The organism is Arthrobacter sp. 179, from assembly GCF_052379645.1.
In the GTDB taxonomy this organism is placed as follows: Bacteria; Actinomycetota; Actinomycetes; order Actinomycetales; family Micrococcaceae; genus Arthrobacter_H.
This window is the reverse complement of the sequence record NZ_JBQSYU010000031.1, coordinates 1-22,078: the sequence shown is the minus strand read 5'-3', so window position 1 is coordinate 22,078 and position 22,078 is coordinate 1. Positions and strand designations below refer to the sequence as shown.

Sequence of the window (22,078 nt, the reverse complement as noted above, 5' to 3'; positions counted from 1 at the left end):
ACGCGCGGCACCGGTGGTCGTGCAGGTGACGCAACATGACGGGGCGGGTCGGGGACACCACTTCCGGTTTGCCGATCAGGGATGTAAGCTGCATCACAATAGTCATCACCTGTTCGCATGGATAACCTGGTGTGGCTTTCCTGACCTCGTCGACCTCAACCATGCCAGCAGCAGTACCGATCCACGGATGATCGGCTCTCTGGCTGGATAGGTCGAAGGAGGGTCAATCATGACCGGAATTGCCGATCACACCGCCCACGACGCGTCCGCCACGACCGTGAGCGTCAACGACCGGGGGATGTCCGTCGCCGACGTCGCCCCGCATACGACCACGCTGCAGTGGCTGCGCGGCAGCGGGATCACCGGCCCGAAGGAGGGCTGCGCGGAGGGCGAATGCGGGGCCTGCGCCGTGATGGTATCCCGCCCCGACGGCGACGGTGGCACCCGCTGGACCTCGATCAACTCATGTCTGGTCCCCGCCGCCGCGCTGGCCGGTCAGGAGATCTATACCGCCGAGGGGCTGGCCTCCGCCGAGGCGCTGCACCCCGTGCAGCAGGAAATGGCCCAGCGGGGCGGTTCCCAGTGCGGCTACTGCACCCCCGGGTTCGTCTCCTCGATGGCCGCCGAGTACTACCGTGAAGACCGGACCGGTTGCGCCTGCGGCCCCGGTGGTTGCGGCTCGGCCCCCTCGACCTCGGAAATCGTCTCCACCGCCGAGCCCGTCCCCTCGGGCAACGAACTTCCCTGGCCGATGGTCGCCGACGACCAGGCCAGACCGCTGGAATCCTGGCTGCCCCCACGGACCTCGGCGCCCACGGAGACCAGGACCGAACCAGCCACCAGATACGAATCGACCTCCGGGCATGAACCGGAGATCGGGGCCAACGGATTCGACCTCCATGCCCTGTCGGGAAACCTGTGCCGCTGCACCGGCTACCGGCCCATCCGCGATGCGGCCTTCGCCCTCGGCGAGGTCGATCCCGATGATCCGATCGCCCGGCGGCGGAACCAACCGGCGCCGGCCAGCAGGCCACTGCGCCTCGACGGCGAGTCCGGCACCTTCGTGCGCCCGGCGGATCTCGCCGAAGCTCTGGAACTGCTCGGTTCGACCCGGGAAGCGGTCCTGCTGGCCGGCTCGACCGACTGGGGGGTCGAGCTGACCATCAAGCATCGCCGCGCCCCGCTGACCATCGCCATCGACCAGCTGCCCGAACTGCGGCGGTTCCGCCAGGACGGGGACCACCTGGAGATCGGGGCGGCGCTGACCCTGTCGGAAGTCGAGCGGCGCCTGGACGGATCGGTGCCCCTGCTCGCCGAACTCTTCCCCCTGTTCGCCTCCCGACTGATCCGCAATGCCGCGACGATCGGCGGGAACCTGGGCACCGGATCACCCATCGGCGATCTGGCCCCGGCACTGTTGGCCCTGGACGCCGATCTGGTGCTCAGCTCCCCGCGAGGAGACCGGACGGTGGCCTTGGCCGAATACTTCACCGGGTACCGGCAAAGCGTGCGTGAGGCCGATGAACTCATCCGTGCGGTGCGCATCCCGACACCCATGGCGCCGGTGGCCAGGTTCTACAAGGTCGCCAAACGCAGATTCGACGACATCTCCTCGGTGGCGGTGGCCATCGCCGCGACCGTCACCGACGGGAGCATCGAGCACATCCGCATCGGCGTCGGGGGAGCCGCCGCCACGCCGCTGCGCGCCCGGGACACCGAAGCCGCGCTGCTCGGCCAGCCATGGACGGCCCGGACGTTCGAGGCCGCCGCGGAGGTCATGGAGGCCGAAGGGACACCGATGTCCGACCACCGGGCCAGCGCCGCCTACCGCAGTGCCACGCTCGCCCAATCCATACGCCGCTTCCACGAGGAGGTCGGATCATGAAACCGTTCTCGTCCCGTCCCCTGGCCGACATCCCCCGGGACAGTGCTGCCGGGGTCGTCATGCCACATGAGGCGGCGTGGGACCACGTCACCGGTCACGCGCTGTACACCGACGACCTGCCGCACCGTTCCGCCAACGTCCTGCATGCCTGGCCGTTGCAGGTGTTCTGCGCCCACGCCCGCATCGATTCCCTGGACACGTCCACGGCCCGGACCATGCCGGGGGTGGTCCGGGTGCTCACCGCGGAAGACGTCCCCGGTCTCAACGACTACGGCGACATCGGCGACGAGACCCTCTTCCCCGCGGAAGTGCAGTTCCACGGCCAACCCGTGGCCTGGGTCCTCGCCGAGACCCTCGAACAGGCCCGGCTGGCCAGCGAGGCCATCGAGATCACCCAGACCGAGCTGCCCTCCATCATCACCACCCAGGAGGCCATCGCCGCCGGGGCGTTCCAGGGACCGACGGGGACCCTGCACCGTGCCGACGCGGATGAGGCCCTGGCGACGGCCCCGCACCGTCTCAGCGGGGGGATCGACATCCAGGGCCAGGAACACTTCTACCTGGAGACCCAAGCCTCTTTTGCCACCATCGACGAGGGGGGACAGGTCTTCATCCAGTCCTCGACCCAGGCCCCGAGCCACACCCAGGAGGTCGTCGCCCGGGTGTTGGGGATCTCCTCGAGCCAGGTGACCGTGCAGTGCCTGCGCATGGGGGGAGGCTTCGGCGGGAAGGAAACGAACGCCAACGCGTTCGCCTCCGTCGCCGCCCTGGGGGCTGTGCTCACCGGCCGGCCCGTGAGCCTGCGGTTGAACCGCACCCAGGATCTGACCATGACCGGCAAACGAGGCGGATTCCACGCCACCTGGGAGGCCGGGCTGGACGACGAGGGTCACATCCTGGCCTATAAGGCGGTGCTGACCGCCGATGGGGGGTTCAGCGTCGACCTCTCGCCCGCGGTGGTCAGCCGGGCGTTGTGCCACGTGGACAACGCCTACTACCTTCCCAACGTCCACGTCGTCGGCCGGATCGCCCGGACGAACAAGACCTCCCATACGGCCTTCCGTGGATTCGGTGCCCCGGCAGGGATGATCGTGACCGAGGACCTGCTGGGTCAGGCGGCCACGAAACTGGGCATCGACGAAGAGGAGATCCGCCGCCGGAACTTCTACGCCCCGGGCCAGAGGACCCCCTATGGGCAGGAGGTCAGCCAGGCCGCGCGCATGGGAGACATCTGGGACACGCTCCTACAGAGCAGCGATTACCACGCCCGACTGCGCGACGTCGCCGATTTCAACGCCGGGAACCAGCACGTCAAACGGGGCCTGGCCATCACCCCGGTGAAGTTCGGTGTCTCGTTCAACAAGCCGGTCCTGAACCAGGCCGGGGCCCTCGTGCTGATCTATCGGGACGGATCGGTGCTGATCAACCACGGGGGGACGGAGATGGGCCAGGGGCTGCACACCAAGATGCTGCACGTCGCCGCGACCGCGTTGGGCCTGCCGTTGCGCCGGGTGCGACTGGCCCCGACCCGGACCGATAAGGTGCCCAACAGCTCGGCCACCTCCGCCTCGACGGGCTCCGACCTCAACGGCGGGGCAGTGAAGAACGCCTGCGAACTCATCCTGGACCGGCTGGCCCCGGTGGCCGCCGGCATGCTGGGCGTGAACTCCAACGATGTGCGCATCAGCGGCGAAGTCGTCAGTGGTCTGGGGACGAAGAACACCGTGGACTGGGCCGAGCTCGTCGAGACGGCCTACCAGCAACGCGTCTCCCTTTCGGCGACCGGCTACTTCCGTACCGAGGGCCTCTACTTCGATCCGAGCACCTACCAGGGCAATGCGTTCAAGTACTACTCCCGCGGTGCCGCCGTGGCCGAGGTCGAGGTCGACGGGTACACCGGGGCGTATACGACCCGGCAGGTGGATCTGCTGCACGACGTCGGTAGTTCGCTGTCGCCGCTGATCGACCTCGGGCAGATCGAGGGGGCCTTCGTCCAGGGCGCCGGATGGCTCACCCAGGAGGACCTGCGCTGGGATACCAGCGAGGGCCCGCACCGCGGCAAACTGCTGACCCAGGCGGCGAGCACCTATAAGCTGCCTTCCTTCTCGGAACTGCCGCAGGTGTTCAACGTCGATCTGTATGTCCACCCCACCGACGATGGCAGCGTCTACGGGTCCAAGGCGGTGGGGGAGCCGCCGCTCATGCTCTCGATCGCGGTGCGGGAGGCCTTGCGGGCCGCCGCCGCGGCCTTCGGCGAGCCGGGACAGCAGGTCGAACTGCCGTCCCCGGCCACCCCCGAAGCCGTGTACTGGGCGTTGGACCAGGTCCGTCGGAGGACCCCCTCCCCGGCCCTGCCGGCCGAATGACGGGGGTGGAACAGCATGGATTGGATCACCGGGCTCAGCCGTGCCCGCGCCACCGGGACCGCCGGGATACTCGCGACGATCATCGAGGTGCGCGGACACTCGCCCCGCGAAGTCGGCGCGAAGATGTTCATCGCCGCGGACACCACCTCGGGCAGCGTCGGCGGGGGCAACATGGAAGCAACCGTCACCGAACAGGCCCGCACGATGCTGCGTCAGGGGGCCGAGGAGGTGGCCGAAACCGAATTCGGCCTCAATGAGCACGCACAGGTCGCCTACGGCACCCAATGCTGTGGCGGCACCGTCCGGGTGCTCATGGAGCCGATCGGCCGCCGCCCCACGGTGGCGGTCTTCGGGGCCGGACACGTCGGCAAGGAACTGGCCCGGATCCTCAGCAGGACCGAGCTGACCCTCCACCTGGCCGATACCAGGCGGGGAATGGTCGACGAGACCCTGACCGCCACGTTGAGCGAGGGCCCGGCCACCGTGCACCTGCACACCCTGCCGGCCCCCGAGACCCTGATCGCCGAACTCCCTGATGACGCCCATGTCCTGATCCTCACCCATGACCACGCCGAAGACCTGATCCTCTGCGACGCCGCCCTGCGGCGCGGGAGTCTCGGGAGCATCGGAGTGATCGGCTCCTCGGCGAAATGGTCCCGGTTCCGCAAGAAACTTGCTGCCGAAGGCCATGCCGACGCAGCCATCGAACGTATCCAATGCCCGATCGGGGTTCCCGATCTCACCGGGAAACACCCCGCCGTCATCGCCATCAGCGTCGCCGCCGACCTCATGCGCGTCTTCCAGAAAGCCACCCCATGATCCACGACGACCTTGCTCCCACGACGATCTTCCACGGCCGCATCCTGGACACCCCCCGGGACCCCTTCGAGGGCGGCGGGTTGCGCGCCGAGGACTGTGCGCTCGCCGTCACCGAAGGTGTCATCACCTTCCGCGGCTCCCTCGCCGAGGCCCAACGACTCCATCCGTCCGCGACACTCACCGGCATCGAGGGGTTGTTGCTCCCCGGGCTGGTCGATACCCATGTGCACTACCCGCAGTTGCGGATCATCGGTGGACTGGGGATGCCGCTGCTGGAATGGCTCGAGCACTGCGCCCTGCCCGAGGAGGCCCGCATGGCCGACCCGGCCCATGCCCGGGCGGTCGCCGACGAGTTCGTGAACGGACTGATCAGTGCCGGAACCACCACCGCCCTGGCCTTCGGGGCCCACTACGTCCCGGCCACCGACGCCCTGTTCCGGGCCGCGCACCACAGCGGACTACGGATGACCGCGGGACTGGTGGTGGCGGACCAGGAGCTGCGCGAGGACCTCCACACCACCCCGGAACGGGCGGCCGCCGACGCGGCGGGGTTGATCGACAGCTGGCACGGGAAGGGGAAGCTGCGATACGCCGTGACCCCGCGGTTCGCGCTCTCGGCGAGCCCCGACCTGCTCGACTCCTGCCGGGAGACCCTCGAGGGCGCCCCCGACCTGTTCTTCACTTCCCACGTCAACGAGAACCAGGCGGAGATGGCGGCGGTGGCCGCATTGTTCCCGACCGCCTCGAGCTACAGCGACGTCTACGATCGGCACGGCTTGCTCGGGCCCCGCAGCCTATTGGCCCACAACGTCCACCCCACCGATGCCGAACTGGCCCTGCTGGGCGAGACCGGGACCGCGGTAGCCCACTGTCCGTCGTCGAACTCCTCCCTCGGCAGCGGCCTGTTTCCGTTGCGCAGACACCTCGAAGCCGGGGTGCGGGTCTCGCTGGGCTCCGATGTCGGGGCCGGCACCGGATTCAACCAGTTCAAGGAAGGCCTACAGGCCTACTTCCACCAGCAGTTGCAACCGAACGGCCTCGCGTTGGGGCCGGCTCATCTGCTCCATCTGGCCACCGTGTCCGGGGCCCGCGCCCTGGGCCATGACGACGTCGGCCATCTCAGCGTCGGCGCCGTCTTCGACGCGATCGAGGTCAACCCGCCATCCGGGACCCCCCTCGAAGCCATCCTGCGGAACGCCGTCAGCGCCGATCGCGCCCTTGCCGCAGTCTTCGCCAACGGGACCAGCGCGGATATCGACCGCGTCTGGATGGGGGGTGTGGCGACCCGTACCCGTACGCCAGAGTAATCCTCGGGATCCCCACGGATCAGGCGGGCCATCGTCCACTGCGGACCCGATGCGCCACGTCATGGTGGTTCCACCACAGTTCAAAGGAGAACAATGAGTACCAACACCCCGAAACGGGAAAGTGTTCCACCGGAAAAAACCTCCGCCGCGCACCGGAGCGCGATCGACAGATACTTCAAGGTCAGCGAACACGGGTCGACCTACGGCATAGAGTTTCGCGCCGGCATCACGACGTTCCTGGCGATGAGCTATGTCATCTTCGTGAACCCGAGCATCCTCAACGATGCCATGGCCGGGCAGATGCCCGATGTGGGGAACCTGTTCACCCAACTGGTGATGGTCACCTGCATGGCGGCGATCCTCGGTTCGCTGTACATGGGTCTGATCGCCCGCTACCCCTTCGCCCAGGCACCCGGCATGGGGCTGAACGCCTACTTCTCCTACACGGTGGTCCTGGGGCTGGGATACCGCTGGGAGACGGCGCTCGGTGCCGTGTTCATCTCGGGGGTGCTGTTCATCATCCTGAGCATCTTCGGGGTCCGGCAAGCGATTGCCCGGGCCCTGTCGATCAGCATGAAGTACGCGATCACCGCAGGAATCGGTGCCTTCCTGGCCTTCCTGGGCATGAAGAACATGGGATTCGTCGTCAGTGACGACGCGACATTGGTCAGCATCGGCGACGTCACCAAACCACATGTGTGGTTGGGGCTGCTCGGGCTGCTGATCATCGCCGTGCTCATGAAACTGCGGGTCAAGGCGGCGATCCTGGTAGGGATCATCGCCACGACCCTCATCGCCGTCGTCAGCCGGCTGCCGGTCTACCCGGGCGCCGAGGAGGGCACGTTCGCGGCCTTCGGCGGCTTCGGGGGTTCTCCGGTCCAGATGCCCATCTGGCCCAGTGACCTCGCCTTCCACCTGGACATCGGCGGGGCGCTGGGAGCCGGACTGCTGTCGGTGGTGTTCACGTTCTTCTTCGTCGATTTCTTCGACGCCACCGGAACCCTCACCGGGCTGAGCCAGCGGGCCGGCATGATCGGCAAGGACGGCGAGATGCCGCGGGCGAAGACCCTGTTCTCGATGGACGGACTCGCTGCGCTCAGCGGTGCCGCCCTGGGCACCTCGACCACGACCGCCTACGTCGAATCGGCGGCAGGGGTCGAGGAAGGGGGCCGCACGGGGTTGACCGCGGTCACCGTCGCCGGCTTCTTCGGCCTGGCGATGTTCTTCTCCCCGGTCATCGCCGCCGTGCCGACCTCGGCCACGGCCCCGGCACTCATCCTCGTCGGGGCGTTGATGATGGAAGGGGCGCGACATATCGAATGGGACGACATCTCCGAATCCCTGCCGGCGTTCCTGACGATCATCGTCATGCCGCTGACCTTTTCGATCGCCGAGGGCGTCGCCGTCGGCCTGGTCTCCTACGCACTCATCAAGGTGTGCTCCGGGCGGATCAAGGAAGCCCACTGGATCCTCTACCTCATCGCGGCACTGCTGATCGTGAGGTGGATCTGGCTGGGCTGACCGCGTGGATCGGGGCCGTCGACCCAGCCCGGGGTGCTAGTCCCCGTCCTCGGGCTGGTCGACTGCGTCCAACACCCCCGACGGGGGATTGAGCATGATCGCCGCCTCGTCCCGACGGTGGCGCAGGATCGTTTCGATATAGGACTCGATGGTCTCGGACATCGGGACGTTGCTGCCGCGTTGTTCGGAGATGAACCAGCGGTGCTCCAGGACCTCATGGACCAGTTGGGCCGGTTCGAGCTTGCCGTGGAGTTCACGCGGGATCGCCTGGGTGATGGGATCGAAGACCTCGTGCACCCACTGGGCCGCGTTGAGTTCCTCGTCCATCTCCGGATGCTTGCGGGCACGGAAGGCGTCGATGTCGTTGAGCAGCCGCCGGGCCTGGAACTCCTGGACGTCCAGACCGGTCAGGCGCAGCAGCCGGCGCTGGTGGTGCCCGGCGTCGACGACCTTGGGCTGGATCTGCAGTTGGGTGCCGTCGGCGGTGGTCCGCAAGGCGATTTCGTCGACGTCGAAGCCCAGGTCGTTGAGCCGGCGGATCCGCTCGTCGACCCGCCACCGTTCGGCCAGATCGACGTGGTCGCGCCGGGTGAGCTCCTGCCACAGCCGGTGGTAGCTGTCCATGATCTGCTCGCTGGTGGCCAGCGGGTCCACCGAGTCCTCGATCAACGAGGCCTCCATCAGGTCCATCAGCTCACCGGCGATGTTCACCCGGGCGATCTCCAGATCGTATTCCCGTTGGCCGTCGGAGAGCGAGGGGTACAGTTCCCCGGTCTCGGCGTCCACGAGGTAGGCGGCGAAGGATTCGGCGTCCCGGCGGAACAGGGTGTTCGAGAGGGAGACATCGCCCCAGTAGAAGCCGGCCAGATGCAGCCGGACCAGCAGCAGGGCCTGGGCGTCGATGAGCCGGTGCAACGTCTCGCGTCGGAGCCGCTGGGAGAACAGGGCGCGATACGGCAGCGAATACTTCAGGTGCCGGGTCACCAGGACCGGGTCCAGTTCCTCCCCGTTCTCGTCGGCACGGCCGCTGATGACGGCCACCGGCTCCACGCAGGGAACCCCCAACCGGTTGAGCTTGCGCAGCATGTGGTACTCATGCCGGGCGATATGCTCCCCGGTCTCCTTGACCGCGATGACGGTTTCACGGAGCAGGGCGAAGCGGACGACGTGGCGGGAAATGCCGCGCGGCAGCGCCGCGAGGTTCCTGGCCGGCCAGTCCTCCAACGGAATATGCCACGGCAGGTCCAGCAGCGCCGAATCCATGGTGGCCGAGGTGATGTTCAACGAACCACCCAGCGAGGTGCGCGGGGTCTCGTCGCTGATCGCGGTTTCACGGGGGAGCTTGCCGTGCTGGCTGTAGTCGGTCGGTTCGTTGTGCCAGCTGGCGTAATGGCGGGTCATCGCATCCTCGGTTCTGCGCCGGGCCCCACGGGCCAGGCGGGTGGAACGACGCCGGCCCCGCCTTCGCGGTGAAGGCGGGGCCGCCGTCGGCTACCGGTGGTGGTTACTCGGAATCGACGAGGTTCTCCACGTCGGCCAGCGAGGCCTGCGGGGCGTTGGCCGCCTCGGGATCACCCAGGCGCTGCCCGGTCTTGGTGTCGAACATGTGGATGTGCTCGGCCTTCGGGCGGACCATCACGGTCGAGCCCTTCAGCGGGGGCCTGCGCCCGTCCACGCGGATGACCATCGGGTACTCGCGGCCATCCAGGGTGGCGTGGCCGTAGACGTAGGCGTCGGCGCCGAGTTCCTCGACCACGTCGACCTCGACGTCCAGGCCTTCACCGGCCCCGACGATCTCCAGGTCTTCGGGGCGGACGCCGGAGGTGATCGTCTGGCCGTTGGCCTCAGCCAGGACGGCCGGGTCCACCGGGTAGGTGTAGTTGCCGAATTCGATGCCACCGGAAACGGCGGGCAGCTCCAGCAGGTTCATGGCGGGGGAGCCGATGAAGCCGGCAACGAAGACGTTGGCCGGACGGTCGTAGAGGTTGCGAGGGGTGTCCACCTGCTGCAGGATCCCGGCGTTGAGGACCGCGACGCGGTCGCCCATCGTCATGGCCTCGACCTGGTCGTGGGTGACGTACACGGTGGTGACGCCCAGCCGACGGGTTAGCGAGGCGATCTGCGTGCGCGTCTGCACACGCAGCTTCGCATCGAGGTTCGACAACGGCTCATCCATGAGGAAGACCTGTGGGGAACGCACGATCGCACGGCCCATGGCCACACGCTGGCGCTGGCCACCGGAGAGGGCCTTGGGCTTGCGGTCCAGGTAGTCCTCGAGGTCCAGCAGCTTGGCGGCCTCCCGGACGCGCTCGGCGCGTTCGGCCTTGTCGATGCCGGCGATCTTCAGCGCGAAGCCCATGTTCTCGGCGACCGACATATGGGGGTAGAGCGCGTAGTTCTGGAAGACCATGGCGATGTCACGGTCCTTCGGCGGGACATCGGTGACATCGCGGTCGCCGATGAGGATCCGTCCCGAGTTGACGTCCTCCAGCCCGGCGAGCATGCGCAGCGATGTTGATTTGCCGCAACCGGAAGGTCCGACGAAAACGAGGAATTCCCCGTCGGCGACATCGAGACTGAGCTGGTCGACTGCGGGCTTCGAAGTGCCCGGGTAGAGCCTGGTTGCCTGGTCAAAAGTGACAGTGGCCATGATTGATCTATCCCCTCACGGGCAGGTACGTGCCCGACGGTCCGTTGTGAATGGTGTCACAATCATTGCACACCGAGGACCGATTGCAGAAGTGCCGGGACGTCACCAATTCCGTCGACCCGGAACGGGGCCCGGGTCTTCCCCGGACCAACCTTCACCCCGACGTCGCCCGGACGCAGCACGGCGAAGGCGTCCTCGTCGGTCACGTCGTCGCCGACGAACAGGACGGCGTCGGCGTCGACGACCTCGCGCAGCCAGTCCAGGCCCGCGCCCTTATCCGCCCGGATGACTGAGGCCTCCAGGACGTTCTTGCCATCGGAGAGGGCCAGGCCGGTCAAGGACTCCAACCGGCTGCGTGCCTCGCGCAGGGCCGAGGCCCCCACCGCGGCCTCCGCCTGCCTGACATGGAGGACGACGCCGGCCGGCTTGTGTTCCAGCGTGGTCCCGGGATGCCGGGCGCTGACCTCATCCAGCACCGAGGCCGCGGTGGCCAGCAGGGCCTTCTGGTCCCGGCCCAGGTCCAGGCCGCCGGCATCGGCGGCCAGTTCGGGGGGCGCCCACCGCTGGCCGCCGTGGCTTCCCACCAGCAGGACGTGGGGTTCCGGCCGGGCCACGGTGCGCAGGCTCTCCAGATCCCTGCCGGAGATCAGCGCGGTGACCGTGTTGTCCAGCTCGCCCAAACCGGCAAAGGCCTCAGCGGCGGCCGGCAGGGCCCGGGCGTCCTCGGGCCGGTCCACGAACGGGGCCATGGTGCCGTCGAAGTCCATGGCCACCAGCAGCAGCCTGACATCGCGCAGGCGCTCCAGGGCGTGACGAAGGTCGGCATCCAGGGCCATGCTCAGTCCTCCTCGGTCCGCGCCAACGAGGCCAGGAAGTCGCGCGACCAGCGGGCGACGTCGTTGGTGCTGACCTGGCGGCGCATGATGCGCATCCGTCGGGCGGCTTCCTGCTCGGGCATGCGGATGGCGTCCATGATGGACTCCTTCATCCCGTCGATGTCGTGCGGGTTCACCAGCACGGCGTGGCGCAGCTGGTCGGCGGCGCCGGCGAATTCGCTGAGCACCAGGGCCCCGCGGTTATCGGCATGGGCCGCCACATATTCCTTGGCGACCAGGTTCATGCCATCGCGCAGGGCGGTGACGAGCATGACGTCGGCGGCCAGGTAGAGGGCCACCATCTCCTCGACCGGGTAGCTGTGGTGCAGGTAGCGCACCGCGGTGTGGCTCATGGTGTCGTATTCGCCGTTGATCCGTCCGACGCTGCCCTCCACGTCCTCGCGCAGGGTGATGTAGTGGTCGACGTGTTCGCGGCTGGGGCTGGCGACCTGGACCAGCGTGGCCTGGCCCACGGTCAGTTCCTGGTCGGCGAGCAGTTCCCCGAAGGCCTTGATGCGGTGGCGGATGCCCTTGGTGTAGTCCAGCCGGTCGACGCCCAGCAGGATCACATCGGGATCGCCCAGATCGGCGCGGATCTCGCGGGAGCGGGCCAGCACCGCCGGGTCCTCGGCCAGGGTGGCGATCAACGCCGAATCGATGGAGATCGGGTGGGCTTCGGCCCGGGCCACCCGGCGCGGGGTGCCGTCCTCGTCCTGGACGTGCACGCGTTGGGATTTGACCGTGAACCCGAGGTAGCGCTTCACGCAGCGCAGGAAGTTGCTGGCATCGGACTGGCGTTGGAAACCGATCAGATCGGCGCCGAGGATCCCCTCCAGGACGCGGTGGCGCCAGGGCAGCTGCGCGAAGATCTCCATCGGAGGGAACGGGATGTGGTTGAAGAAACCGATCTTCAGATCCGGGCGCATGGCCCGCAGCAGGCGGGGGACGAGTTGGAGCTGGTAGTCCTGCACCCACACGGTGGCGCCCTTGGAAGCGGCCGCTGCTGCCGATTCGGCAAAACGCACGTTGATCTCGCGGTAACGGTCCCACCAGGTGCGGTGGAACTCCGGGGGCATGATCACATCGTGGTAGAGCGGCCACAGGGTGGAGTTGGAGAACCCCTCGTAATACAGCTCCACATCCTCTTGGCTCAACGGCACCGGAACCAGATGCATGCCGTCTTCCTTGAACTCCTCGAGCTCCTCGTCGGTGGCACCGTGCCATCCGACCCAGGCACCCTCGGCCGAGGCCATGACCGGGGCCAACGCGGTGACCAGGCCACCGGGGGAGCGGCGCCACTGTGAGACGCCCTCGGCGGTGACGACCCGATCCACGGGCAGACGGTTGGCCACGACCACGAAATCAAATTCGCCGGTGACTGCCTTCTTCTCGGCGGTGACCGGAGCGCGGCGTTCGCGTGACGCCGTCGTGCTCCGGTAATCCTGCATGCTGCTCACTGTATTGGGCACGGCTTGCCTCCTTGGGGTGCGTGGACGTACCTCTTCTGCCCCGAGCTTATGCGCCCGGGGCGGGCCCTGCACTCCCTTCACGGCGGGCACACAGGAACGGTGCCCTAAACTAAGTGGGGTTTCCCGTCCGATCCAGCAGAGTAGGAATGTACTTTCATGGCATCAAACACCCCGAGGCCGCCGAAGGCCGAGAGGAACGCCACCGCCCGTGAGCAGGCTCGACAGCTCCACGCACGGCAACAGACGGCAGAGAAACGCAACTCCCTGTTCCTGAAGCTCGGTGTCCTGGTGGCGATCATCGCGATCATCGCCGTCGTCGTGACGCTCGTGATGCAGAACAACAAGACGAGCATCCCCGATGCCGGACAGGCCCCGGCCCACGGCAACCAGTACGGCGGATACACGCTCACCTCGGACGGCCTGACCGAGACCCCGACCATGTCGGTCGACAAGGATGCGGTACCCGATGCCGGGAGCATCGACGGCAAGAGCGTCCCCGGCGGGGTGACCGAAGGCAAGAAGGGCGACCCCGTCCAGGTCGTCATCTACGCGGACATGAGCTGCCCGGTCTGCAAGGACTTCGAGAGCCAATACGGTGCCGATCTGGAGAAGCTGGCCGACGACGGCGACATCACCCTCGAATACCGGATCGCCACGTTCCTGGACCGCATGTCCTCCACGAACTACTCCTCGCGGGCCGCCAACGCGGTGGCTTGTGTTGCCGATGCCAAGCCCGAGGCGTTCAGCGACTACCTGACCGCGCTGTTCGAACAGCAGCCGGAGGAAGGCGGCTCCGGCCTGCCCAACGCGAAGCTGGCCAAGATCGCCGAACAATCCGGGGCGGGGGACATCTCCTCCTGCGCCGACGGCACCGAATTCCGGCCCTGGGCGGAATACGTCAACGCCGGGTTCCAGAAGTACGAAGTCGGCGGAACCCCGGCCGCCTACATCAACGGCCACGAATGGAAGATCGGCGAGGAGGACTTCAAGGAGGTCCTCGACCAGGCAGTGGCGGATAACAAGTAGCCCCGGCCGCTATCGCCGTCCGGGCGGCTCCTGCTGCGGCGGGAGCCGCCCGTTTCCGCACCGGAGGGCACCTGGGCTAATCTTGTTCATGCTGCCGGGCATCCGGCGCATCCGCCTCCTTAGCTCAGTTGGCCAGAGCACCTGTCTTGTAAACAGGGGGTCGCCGGTTCGAATCCGGCAGGGGGCTCCACCATTCCCCGGCGCTGCCCGGCGCTGCCCGGCGCTGCCCGGGGCCGTCCGGGTCCCACCGGTGTTCCCGCGGGGTTGCTAGTCGCCCGCACACCTATAGCTGCCCCTGGATATATCGATTCGGTTCCACGTTACGGTCTGCGCGGCTGGTGGCGCGGGGCTCTCCCAGAGAGCACGGGTCGGGTTGGTCTGGGAATCGGGAATGACAACCAGCACCTGCACCTCCAGGGTGGTCGTCTCCTTGAAATCCAGGCCGCCGAGCGTGGGATCCGAGTAGGTATGCGACGTCGTTCCCTGTTTCAGGAAAATGGACTTCGTCGTGGTCGGCTCCGCCGTGGTGTTGGTCGTCCTGATTTCGTAGCGCATCGGAGCTGAAAGCTTTTCTTCAGGCGCTTTCCATACAATCTTCGCTTCCTTCCTCCGGGGCCCGAGGACTACGTCCAGTGTTTCGCACGTGGGGGGCGCGGAAAGGGAGGGGACGGTCAACGCCGTCACGTTCGCCGAGGCGTGCTCGGGGTCGACCCATTTGGCTTCCGTCGGACTCGGAGCGGGGCCGGAAATCAGTAGGACGAGTGCTCCCGCGGCGACCAGTGATCCGACGCGGGCCCCCTTCAAGCGACGCTGTGGTTTCCGCCTTCGGGAAGCGGTGAACTCGATCGGTTGATCGTCGTAACGGCCCATGGCCATAGCGTAGGGCATCGCCCGGAGGGGATGGCGCCGACCCGCCTTCATCGGGGGGTGGGGCCGGAGGGGGAGGACGGGGTCTAGAGGACGACGCGCAGCAGGAAGAGTCCCACCCAGACGTAGCCGATGACCAGTCCGGCGAGCGCCAATCCGGCTCCGCCTTCGCCGGTGCTGCGGATCTGGGAACGGGCGATGTGTCCGAAGACGATACCGAGGATGCCGGTGAACAGCCCCAGGACCAGGGCCAGGATGGCGAGCACGTTAGTCTGAGCCGGGACTGGTTGCTGGTATATCGGCTGCCCGTTCATCGTGTACCCGATTTGGGGCGGCGGCCCCTGGGGCAGGCCCGCTCCGTGGCGCGCGCCGACACCGGCCCTCGGTTTGCAGACCGCCAGGATGATCACGACGACGGCGGCGGTGACCACGGCGGCGACCACCAGGATTATCAAAAGATGCCAGGCCTGTAGTCCGCCCGTGGGTCCTCCTTCTTGGCGATGGCCAGGCCACCGCAACGCGCTACTTCGTAGTTCTCCTGCTGTTCCGGCCCCGCCCGGCATTCTTCTCCGCCGGTGGGCACTGCCGGTCCCAGCCTATTCGGCCTGGTCCTCCACGGTGACACCGGTGACGTTCGCCAGTTCCGAGAGCCGGTGGACCAGCTCGTTGAGGGCCCCGGTCCCTTCGATCTCGAGCTCGACCCCGACCTCGCCGGCGGCGGATTTCGCTTCTGCCCCCTTCATCAGCCGGCTCATGGTCCCACCGCTGCCACCGTCTTCGCGTTCGGTGGAGAACCCCTGGATCTGGAATCCCTGGGTCGTGCAGGCCTGCAGGATGGCCCGTAGGGCCCCGGTGCCATCGACGTAACTGACGCGCAGGCCATGTTCGGTCCGGTTGCCCAGGGAGGTGCGGCGCACGAGCCAGGGATAGGTGTAGGCGACCACATAGTGGGCGAAGACCACGAAGACCGCGGGAATGATCAGCCCGGCCCCGGAGGCCGTGCCGATGGCCGCGGTCAGCCACACCGAGGCGGCGGTGGTCAGCCCACGGACCTTATTGCGTCGTACGAAGACGAGCCCTGCGCCGATGAAACCGATGCCCGAAACGATTTGGGCCGCCACCCGGGAGGGGTCGAGGTTGATGTGGTCCTGGACGGCCGGGGCGATCACATCGGAGAACCCGTACTTGCTCACGATCGTGAACAGGGCGGCACCGACACCGACCAGGGTGTGGGTGCGCATGCCCGCCGACTTGGCCTTGAGTTGGCGTTCGAATCCGATGGCCGTGGACAGGACCAGGGCCACGGCCAGGCAGATGAGCATCTGCCACCAGGTGGTTTGCCCGGACAGCACCATTATTCCGACTCCCTCATGGCGTGGAAGAACCCGCCGTTGCCCGATCCCGTCTCCGCCGCATTGCCCCTCGAGGCGTTGGCGCCGGGGCGGGAGACATCCATGCGCCGGATTTTACCCCAGGTGCCATTCGTCGGGGGCGGGACCGCCGGATGCTGCCGGTGGCTGTGCGTCGGGAGGGGAGATCGGGAAGGATGCGAAAGGGGTCACGAGGGGCTCGACTAATTTGGTGGCGGGCCACGCCTCCGGTACCCTTTCTAGGTACGCCATCGTGGCGTGACATCCGGTTCTTTAGCTCAGTTGGTTAGAGCGTTCGCTTCACACGCGAAAGGTCGCTGGTTCGAATCCAGTAAGAACCACCATCACCCCTCGTCCGGCAACGGACGAGGGGTTTTTCGTGTCGTCGTGACCGTCTGTCGGCGCGGTTCAGCGACGGGCGCTGCCGGGATCAGGCCTTCCGGCTGCGTCCGGGCCACCACAGCTTCTCGCCCAGGTCGTAGGCCAGGGCAGGGACCAGCAGGGAACGGACCACGATGGTGTCCAGGAGCACGCCGAAGGCCACGATGAAGCCCAGCTGTGCCAGGAACAGCACGGGAAGCACCCCGAGGGCGGCGAAGGTCGCAGCCAAGACGAGCCCGGCGGACGTGATGACTCCGCCGGTGGCCCGCAACCCACGCAGGATCCCCACCCGGGCCCCGTGGATGGAGGCCTCCTCGCGGACCCGGGTCATCAGGAAGATGTTGTAGTCCACGCCCAGGGCGACGAGGAAGACGAAACCATAGAGCGGCACGGAAGCGTCGGCGCCGGGGAAATCGAACACCGAATTGAAGACCAGTGCCGAAACGCCCAGTGCCGTGCCGAAGGACAGGACCGTGCTGGCCACCAGGATCAGCGGAGCCACGATCGACCGCAGCAGCACCACCAGGATCAGGGCGATCACCCCCAGGACAATCGGGATGATCAGGTTGCGGTCGTGGATGGAGGCGTCGCGGGTATCCAGTGCGACGGCGGTGTCCCCACCCACCAGCACCTGGTCGTCGAAGGCGGGGGAGTCGAACTCGGTGCGCAGCCGTTGGACGGTCTCTTCGGCCTGCGTTGATTCGGGGGCGTCCTTCAACGTGGCATTGAGCATGACCTGGCCGTCGTGTTCGGTGGGGCGGCCCACCGCGTCGACGCCGGGGTCCTCGGTGAGCACGGCGGTCACGTCCCGGGCCTGGTCCTCCGGGGCGATGACCACTGTCGGGGCGCCGGACCCCGCGGCGAAGTGTTCGCCGAGGGCCTGCTGGCCCGCCTTGGAACCGGTCTGCCCGATGACGAAGTCCGTCTGGGAGATGCCGTCGGCCTTCAACTGGCCCACCCCCAGGGTGCCGATGACCAGCAACAGGGCGGTGGCGATCCAGACCGTGCGCGGGCGGGAGGAGACCAGTCGGGTGACCGCGGGCCAGAGCCCGCGTCCGGTGCGGGCGTAGGCCCTGGACTTCTCGGTGTCGGTGCCCTCGTCGCGGGTGGCCGGGGCATCGGCATCCAGGGCCCGGGGCTTGCGGGGCCAGTAGGCTGCCTTGCCGGCCCACATGAGCAAGGCCGGCAGCAGCGTCAGCGCAGCCAGCATGGCGAAGACGATGCCCAGGGCGGCGACCGGGCCCAGGATGCGGTGGGAGTTCATCTCGCTCAGCAGCAGACACAGCAGACCGGCGATCACCGTCCCACCCGAGGCGAGGATCGGGCCGATCGCCCCGCGCAGGGCGGCCCAGGTGGCCTCCCAGCCCCGCCCGAACCGGGCCAGTTCGGTCTGGAAGCGTGAGACGTAGAGCAGTGAATAGTCGGTTGCGGCCCCGATGACCAGGATCATCAGGATCCCCTCGGTCTGCCCCGACAGGGTCAGCACCCCGGCCTTCGCCAGAGCGACGACCAGTGCCATCGCCCCCGTCAAGGCAGCCATGGCCGTGCCCAGGACGATGATCGGCAGCAGCGGGGAGCGGTAGACGATGACCAGGATGACCAGGACCACGGCCAGGGCAACGAGCAGCAACAGGCCATCCAAGCCGGCGAAGGCACCGCCGATGTCGGCGCTCATGCCGGCCGGGCCGGCCACATAGGTCGAGACCCCCGGGACCGGGTTCTCGGCCAGGAAGGAACGCAGGTCCTCCACCGAGACGCGGGTCTTGATATCCGAGCCGTCGGCGGCGTGGGTCTTCAACGGAACGAAGCTCACTGCGGCGAGACCGTCCTCGCTGGGCCGGGCCGGGGAGACCGATCCGGGGACCACGGTGTCCAGGGTCTGGACGTCATCGAGCAGCCCCTGGATCCCCTGGAGCTGTTCCTCATCCAGTGGGGAGTCGGCCGTGAAGACCAGGGTGGCCGGTAGGGCGTCGGAGGAGCGGAACCCGGGCTGGAGTTCGTGTACCAGGGTGGCTTCGGCGCTCGCCGGCAGGTGTTCGGCCGGGTCGTTGACCGAGACCGCGTTGACTTCCGAGAACGCCCGGCCGCCCATGGAGAAGGCGACGAACCACAGGATGATCAACACCGCGGGGATCAGGATCCGCACCCGCCGTCGCGGCCCGGATCCGGGGTCCGGGGCTCCCACGGCGGGCTTCCTGGTATCGAGGGACGTCATGGTGGGGCCTTCCTGGAGGGGTTCTCGTCGGGTTGTCTTCGACGCTACGGAGCCCCGCGGCAGCCCGGATCAACCGATCGGTTGATCCCGTGTCCGGGCGGTTTTTGATGTTGGACACATCGGCGGGTCCACGCCGCTTCGGGGCTTGCCCGCGGTTGTAGAGTTGCTTACAGGAAACCCCGTCAGAACAGGAGAGTTCGTGTCCGACCGCGACAAGCCGGAGCCCTCCGAAATCACGACACGCACGCAGGATCCGAACCCGAAGGCCGGGTCGATTCCGCGTATTCCGACGTCGGAAATCAAGCAGCCCGCAGGCCTCTTCAGCCGACTGGCCCGGTCCGCAAGCCGTTCCACCGAGAACGACGACGATGCGGCCTCCGACACCGAGGACACCGCACCGGGCTACCACGACGACTGGGTCAAGACCGAACCCACCGGCGCCCTGGCGTATACCCCCGAGGCCTCCGACGCCGTGGAGCAGGCCCGCCCACGGGCCGACCATGTCCTGCCCAGCGGCAGTGTCGACCTGCCCGGCTCTCCTGATGACCGTTCCAAGACCGAACCGGTGTGGGACGGCATCACCCCCCGCACCGCCGAAGTCCCCGTCGCCGCGCCGCCGACCGATACGCCTACCCCCGGAGGGAAGGGTGCCGCGACCCCACCGGCCCGGGACACGGACCAGGCCGGCGAAGCCCCGGCTCCGACCTCCCCCGAGCAGCGCATCAAACCTGCACGGACCGCTTCGCGGAAGACCCGGCCCGGGTGGCCGGGTATGACACCGGGCGGGTCCACCCAGGGCGGAACCACGCCTGCCGGGGATGCTGCCGCGACCCCGGCAGCCGGCTCCACCCGCAAACCGGCCCCGTGGAAGATCCCCGCGGCCCGGCGTCCCAAGCCGGCACCGAAGTCCCCTCCGACGACCACCGCCGTGCCCATCGACCCCGCCGTGGCCAGGGTTTCCAACGTTCTCCCGCCGGAGGCCCGCACCGGGCCGACCAATACCGCCGCACCGAAGACCGCTCCGCGGCCGACACGGCCGGCCCCCGCGCCGTTCCACGCGCCGAATCCGTTGCCGACCGTCGCCCGGGCCGCAGGAAAGGCCACCCCGGCGGCCAAGCGCGCGTTCTCGAAGCTGATGCATACGGAGTCGCCGCCGACCCAGGCGTTCTCGATCGTGGACCGGCTGGTGGGCAGCCCCTACGCGAACCCGCTGATCCAGACCCCCGGCGAGTACGACGCCAACGCCCGCCAAACCCTGGAATTCGCGCTGGACATGGCGGAGTCGATGTTCCGTTTCGGTGCCGGTGCCCTGCAGGCGGAGACCAGCGTCATCGCGGTCACCGCCTCGTTGGGTCTGAGCAATGTCGATGTGGAGATCACCAACCAGTCGATCCACATCAACTATGCCCCGCAGGACCAGAACCCGGTGTCGCTGCTGCGGGTGGTGCGTTCCTGGACGGGCAACTACCGGGGCCTGGCGCTGCTGCACGGACTGGTCTCGGAGATCATCGCCGGGGGAGTCACCCGTACCCAGGCCACCGAACGGTTGCACGAGATCCTGCGTCAGCCCAAGCCCTACCCCCGGTGGTTGGCCACCGTGGGCGGTGGCGGGTTCTGCGCGGCCTTCGTCATGTTCATCGGGGGCAGTTGGTTCGGGGCCCTGGTGGCCCTGGTCTCGTTCTGCCTGATCACCGGCATCATGAACGTGGTGGGTGGCTGGAAGGTCCCCGAGTTCTTCACCATCGGACTCGGCTCGGCAGTCACCACGGGCATCGCCATGCTCCTCTGGGCGGTCAACGCCCCGATCTCCCCGGCGGTGGTCGTGGCCGGCGGGATCATGTTGCTGTTGCCCTCGTCGAGATTCGTGTCGGCGGTCCAGGACGCGATCAACGGATTCCCGGTCACCGCAGCGGGCCGCTTCTTCTCCTCGATGCTCATCTACGGGGCCATCATCGCCGGGATCACCGCGGCGCTGGTGACCGGCACCTTGCTGGGAATGCGCCGACTCGACGTGGCCAACATCGACCAGATCACCTATCCGACGGCGTTCCTGGCCTTCCTGGTCGGGGTCGCTGTGTTCTGTGTGTCCCTGTTCGAACAGACGGCTCGCAGCCTGCTGCTGCCCACCGCCGGGGTGGCCCTCACCGGCTATCTGGCCTACCTGCTCGCCCAGTCGGTCGGGGTGGGGGACCGGATGGCCCCGGCCGTGGCCGCCATCGTCGTCGGCGGCGTGGGCCGCTGGGTGGCCATGAAGATGACCGCCCCGCAGTTGGTGGTCGCCGTCCCGGCAGTGACCTTCCTGTTGCCCGGGCTGACGATCTTCAGGGCCATGTATGGCATCACGATCGACGCGGGCGACATGTCCGTGGGGCTGCTGCAGATGTTCAACGCCTTCGCGATCATCGTGGCCATCGCCGGCGGCGTCGTGCTCGGCGATACCGTCGCCCGTCCCTTCACCAAGGGGTGGATCACCCACGAGCGGCGGCGGATCCGCCGCCGTTAGCGGAGCAGGCTATAAACCCGGCAGTGGCTCCGTGACCTCGGTGTCCGGCGCCCCCGCCCCGGAGCCGCCACGGCCGCCCTCGGCCCCGGGCAGACGCCATTGGACGGGGGCCGCCCCCTGGGCGGTGAGCAGTTCGTCGGCCCGGGAGAACGGACGCGAGCCGAAGAAGCCGCGCCGTGCGGACAACGGCGAGGGATGGGCGCTGGTGATCACCGGCGTCGACCCCAGGAGCGGTTCGAAGCCCTGGGCGTGCCGGCCCCACAGGATCGACACCAGCGGGGCCCGGCGTGAAACCAGTGCGGTGATCGCTGCGGTGGTGAATTGCTGCCACCCCAGTTTCCGATGCGATCCGGCGTCCCCGGCGGCCACCGACAGGATCGGGTTCAACAGCAGCACCCCCTGCTCGGCCCAGGGGGTCAGGTCCCCGGAAGCGGGGAACGGATATCCGGTGTCCTGGCAGTACTCGGTGAAGATGTTCTTCAGGCTGCGCGGCAACGGGTCCACCGAGGCGTCGACGGCGAAGGCCAGCCCGGTCGAATGGCCGGGCGTCGGATAGGGGTCCTGACCAAGGATGAGGACTTTGACATCGGCCAGCGGACGGTGGAAGGCGCGCAGCAGGTGGTCGCCGGCGGGCAGCACCTGTTCGCCGGCGTCGCGGCGGGCGGAAAGCTCGGCATCGAGCTTCTGCAACCGGGGCATCTCGGGCGCAAGTGCCGCCGCCCAGTCGGGGGCCATGGGCCAGGGAGTGTGCTCGGCAGCGGTTTCCATGGGGCTATTCTCCCCGCAGGAGGACGCCACGCGGCAAATGACATGGATGTAATTCG

The 22,078-nt window shown here is 67.8% G+C and carries 16 protein-coding genes and 2 tRNA genes; 9 read left to right on the top strand and 9 right to left on the bottom strand.

The genetic code is table 11. The features are described from left to right. The first annotated feature begins 229 nt into the window (after positions 1-229). From ACT3UE_RS14570 to ACT3UE_RS14550, 5 genes are all read left to right on the top strand, one after another. Positions 230-1,885: a xanthine dehydrogenase small subunit gene (locus ACT3UE_RS14570; RefSeq protein ID WP_444555483.1), complete on the top strand. Its 1,656-nt coding sequence runs from the start codon at positions 230-232 to the stop codon at positions 1,883-1,885. After that, on the top strand, positions 1,882-4,251 hold the full coding sequence (gene xdhB, locus ACT3UE_RS14565) for a xanthine dehydrogenase molybdopterin binding subunit (RefSeq protein WP_444566940.1): 2,370 nt from the start codon (positions 1,882-1,884) through the stop codon (positions 4,249-4,251). Before ACT3UE_RS14570 ends, xdhB begins: the two co-directional genes overlap by 4 nt. Positions 4,252-4,266: 15 nt before the next feature. Next, the gene (gene xdhC / locus ACT3UE_RS14560) at positions 4,267-5,070 is read left to right on the top strand and encodes a xanthine dehydrogenase accessory protein XdhC (RefSeq protein WP_444555485.1); all 804 of its coding nucleotides are present in this window, start codon (positions 4,267-4,269) and stop codon (positions 5,068-5,070) included. Then, the gene (locus ACT3UE_RS14555) at positions 5,067-6,377 is read left to right on the top strand and encodes a guanine deaminase (protein WP_444566939.1); all 1,311 of its coding nucleotides are present in this window, start codon (positions 5,067-5,069) and stop codon (positions 6,375-6,377) included. Before xdhC ends, ACT3UE_RS14555 begins: the two co-directional genes overlap by 4 nt. A gap of 93 nt (positions 6,378-6,470) precedes the next feature. Next, positions 6,471-7,898 (top strand): NCS2 family permease, encoded by a 1,428-nt coding sequence (locus tag ACT3UE_RS14550; RefSeq protein WP_444555487.1) that lies wholly within the window; start codon positions 6,471-6,473, stop codon positions 7,896-7,898. 36 nt (positions 7,899-7,934) lie between these two features. Here the strand turns inward: ACT3UE_RS14550 and ACT3UE_RS14545 are convergent, their stop codons facing one another. From ACT3UE_RS14545 to ACT3UE_RS14530, 4 genes are all read right to left on the bottom strand, one after another. Then, positions 7,935-9,299, bottom strand: coding sequence for a DUF4032 domain-containing protein (locus ACT3UE_RS14545; protein ID WP_444566938.1), 1,365 nt, complete (start codon positions 9,297-9,299; stop codon positions 7,935-7,937). A gap of 103 nt (positions 9,300-9,402) precedes the next feature. Then, entirely contained in the window at positions 9,403-10,548 is a 1,146-nt protein-coding gene (locus tag ACT3UE_RS14540) for an ABC transporter ATP-binding protein (protein WP_444555489.1), read from the bottom strand. 62 nt (positions 10,549-10,610) lie between these two features. After that, positions 10,611-11,384: a trehalose-phosphatase gene (gene otsB / locus ACT3UE_RS14535; RefSeq protein WP_444555490.1), complete on the bottom strand. Its 774-nt coding sequence runs from the start codon at positions 11,382-11,384 to the stop codon at positions 10,611-10,613. Positions 11,385-11,386: 2 nt separating this feature from the next. Then, positions 11,387-12,871 carry an alpha,alpha-trehalose-phosphate synthase (UDP-forming) gene (locus ACT3UE_RS14530; RefSeq protein ID WP_444555501.1) on the bottom strand — a complete coding sequence of 495 codons (1,485 nt, stop codon included), beginning with the start codon at positions 12,869-12,871 and terminating at the stop codon, positions 11,387-11,389. Between the two features lie 177 nt (positions 12,872-13,048). Between ACT3UE_RS14530 and ACT3UE_RS14525 the strand changes: the two genes are divergently transcribed. Together ACT3UE_RS14525 and ACT3UE_RS14520 are read left to right on the top strand one after the other, a co-directional pair. Beyond that, positions 13,049-13,918, top strand: coding sequence for a DsbA family protein (locus tag ACT3UE_RS14525; protein WP_444566937.1), 870 nt, complete (start codon positions 13,049-13,051; stop codon positions 13,916-13,918). Between the two features lie 113 nt (positions 13,919-14,031). Next, positions 14,032-14,108 (top strand) — tRNA-Thr (locus tag ACT3UE_RS14520). A 77-nt stretch (positions 14,109-14,185) separates the two neighbouring features. On the opposite strand, the gene ACT3UE_RS14515 is transcribed toward ACT3UE_RS14520, so the two are convergent. From ACT3UE_RS14515 to ACT3UE_RS14505, 3 genes are all read right to left on the bottom strand, one after another. Continuing rightward, a complete protein-coding gene (locus tag ACT3UE_RS14515) occupies positions 14,186-14,788 on the bottom strand; it encodes a hypothetical protein (RefSeq protein WP_444555492.1) in 603 nt (200 codons plus the stop codon). Positions 14,789-14,871: 83 nt separating this feature from the next. After that, positions 14,872-15,228 carry a DUF4190 domain-containing protein gene (locus ACT3UE_RS14510; RefSeq protein ID WP_444555493.1) on the bottom strand — a complete coding sequence of 119 codons (357 nt, stop codon included), beginning with the start codon at positions 15,226-15,228 and terminating at the stop codon, positions 14,872-14,874. Positions 15,229-15,381: 153 nt separating this feature from the next. After that, positions 15,382-16,140 (bottom strand): MgtC/SapB family protein, encoded by a 759-nt coding sequence (locus ACT3UE_RS14505; protein ID WP_444555494.1) that lies wholly within the window; start codon positions 16,138-16,140, stop codon positions 15,382-15,384. 282 nt (positions 16,141-16,422) lie between these two features. On the opposite strand from ACT3UE_RS14505, the gene ACT3UE_RS14500 reads away from it, so the two are divergent. Continuing rightward, a tRNA-Val gene (locus ACT3UE_RS14500) sits at positions 16,423-16,499 on the top strand. Positions 16,500-16,585: 86 nt separating this feature from the next. On the opposite strand, the gene ACT3UE_RS14495 is transcribed toward ACT3UE_RS14500, so the two are convergent. Next, a complete protein-coding gene (locus ACT3UE_RS14495; RefSeq protein ID WP_444555495.1) occupies positions 16,586-18,751 on the bottom strand; it encodes an MMPL family transporter in 2,166 nt (721 codons plus the stop codon). Between the two features lie 199 nt (positions 18,752-18,950). Here ACT3UE_RS14495 and ACT3UE_RS14490 point away from each other — a divergent pair, with 199 nt between their 5' ends. Beyond that, complete coding sequence (locus ACT3UE_RS14490) at positions 18,951-21,254, top strand: threonine/serine exporter family protein (protein WP_444555496.1); 2,304 nt, start codon at positions 18,951-18,953, stop codon at positions 21,252-21,254. A gap of 9 nt (positions 21,255-21,263) precedes the next feature. On the opposite strand, the gene ACT3UE_RS14485 is transcribed toward ACT3UE_RS14490, so the two are convergent. Beyond that, the gene (locus tag ACT3UE_RS14485; protein ID WP_444555497.1) at positions 21,264-22,022 is read right to left on the bottom strand and encodes a uracil-DNA glycosylase; all 759 of its coding nucleotides are present in this window, start codon (positions 22,020-22,022) and stop codon (positions 21,264-21,266) included. Positions 22,023-22,078 lie beyond the last annotated feature (56 nt).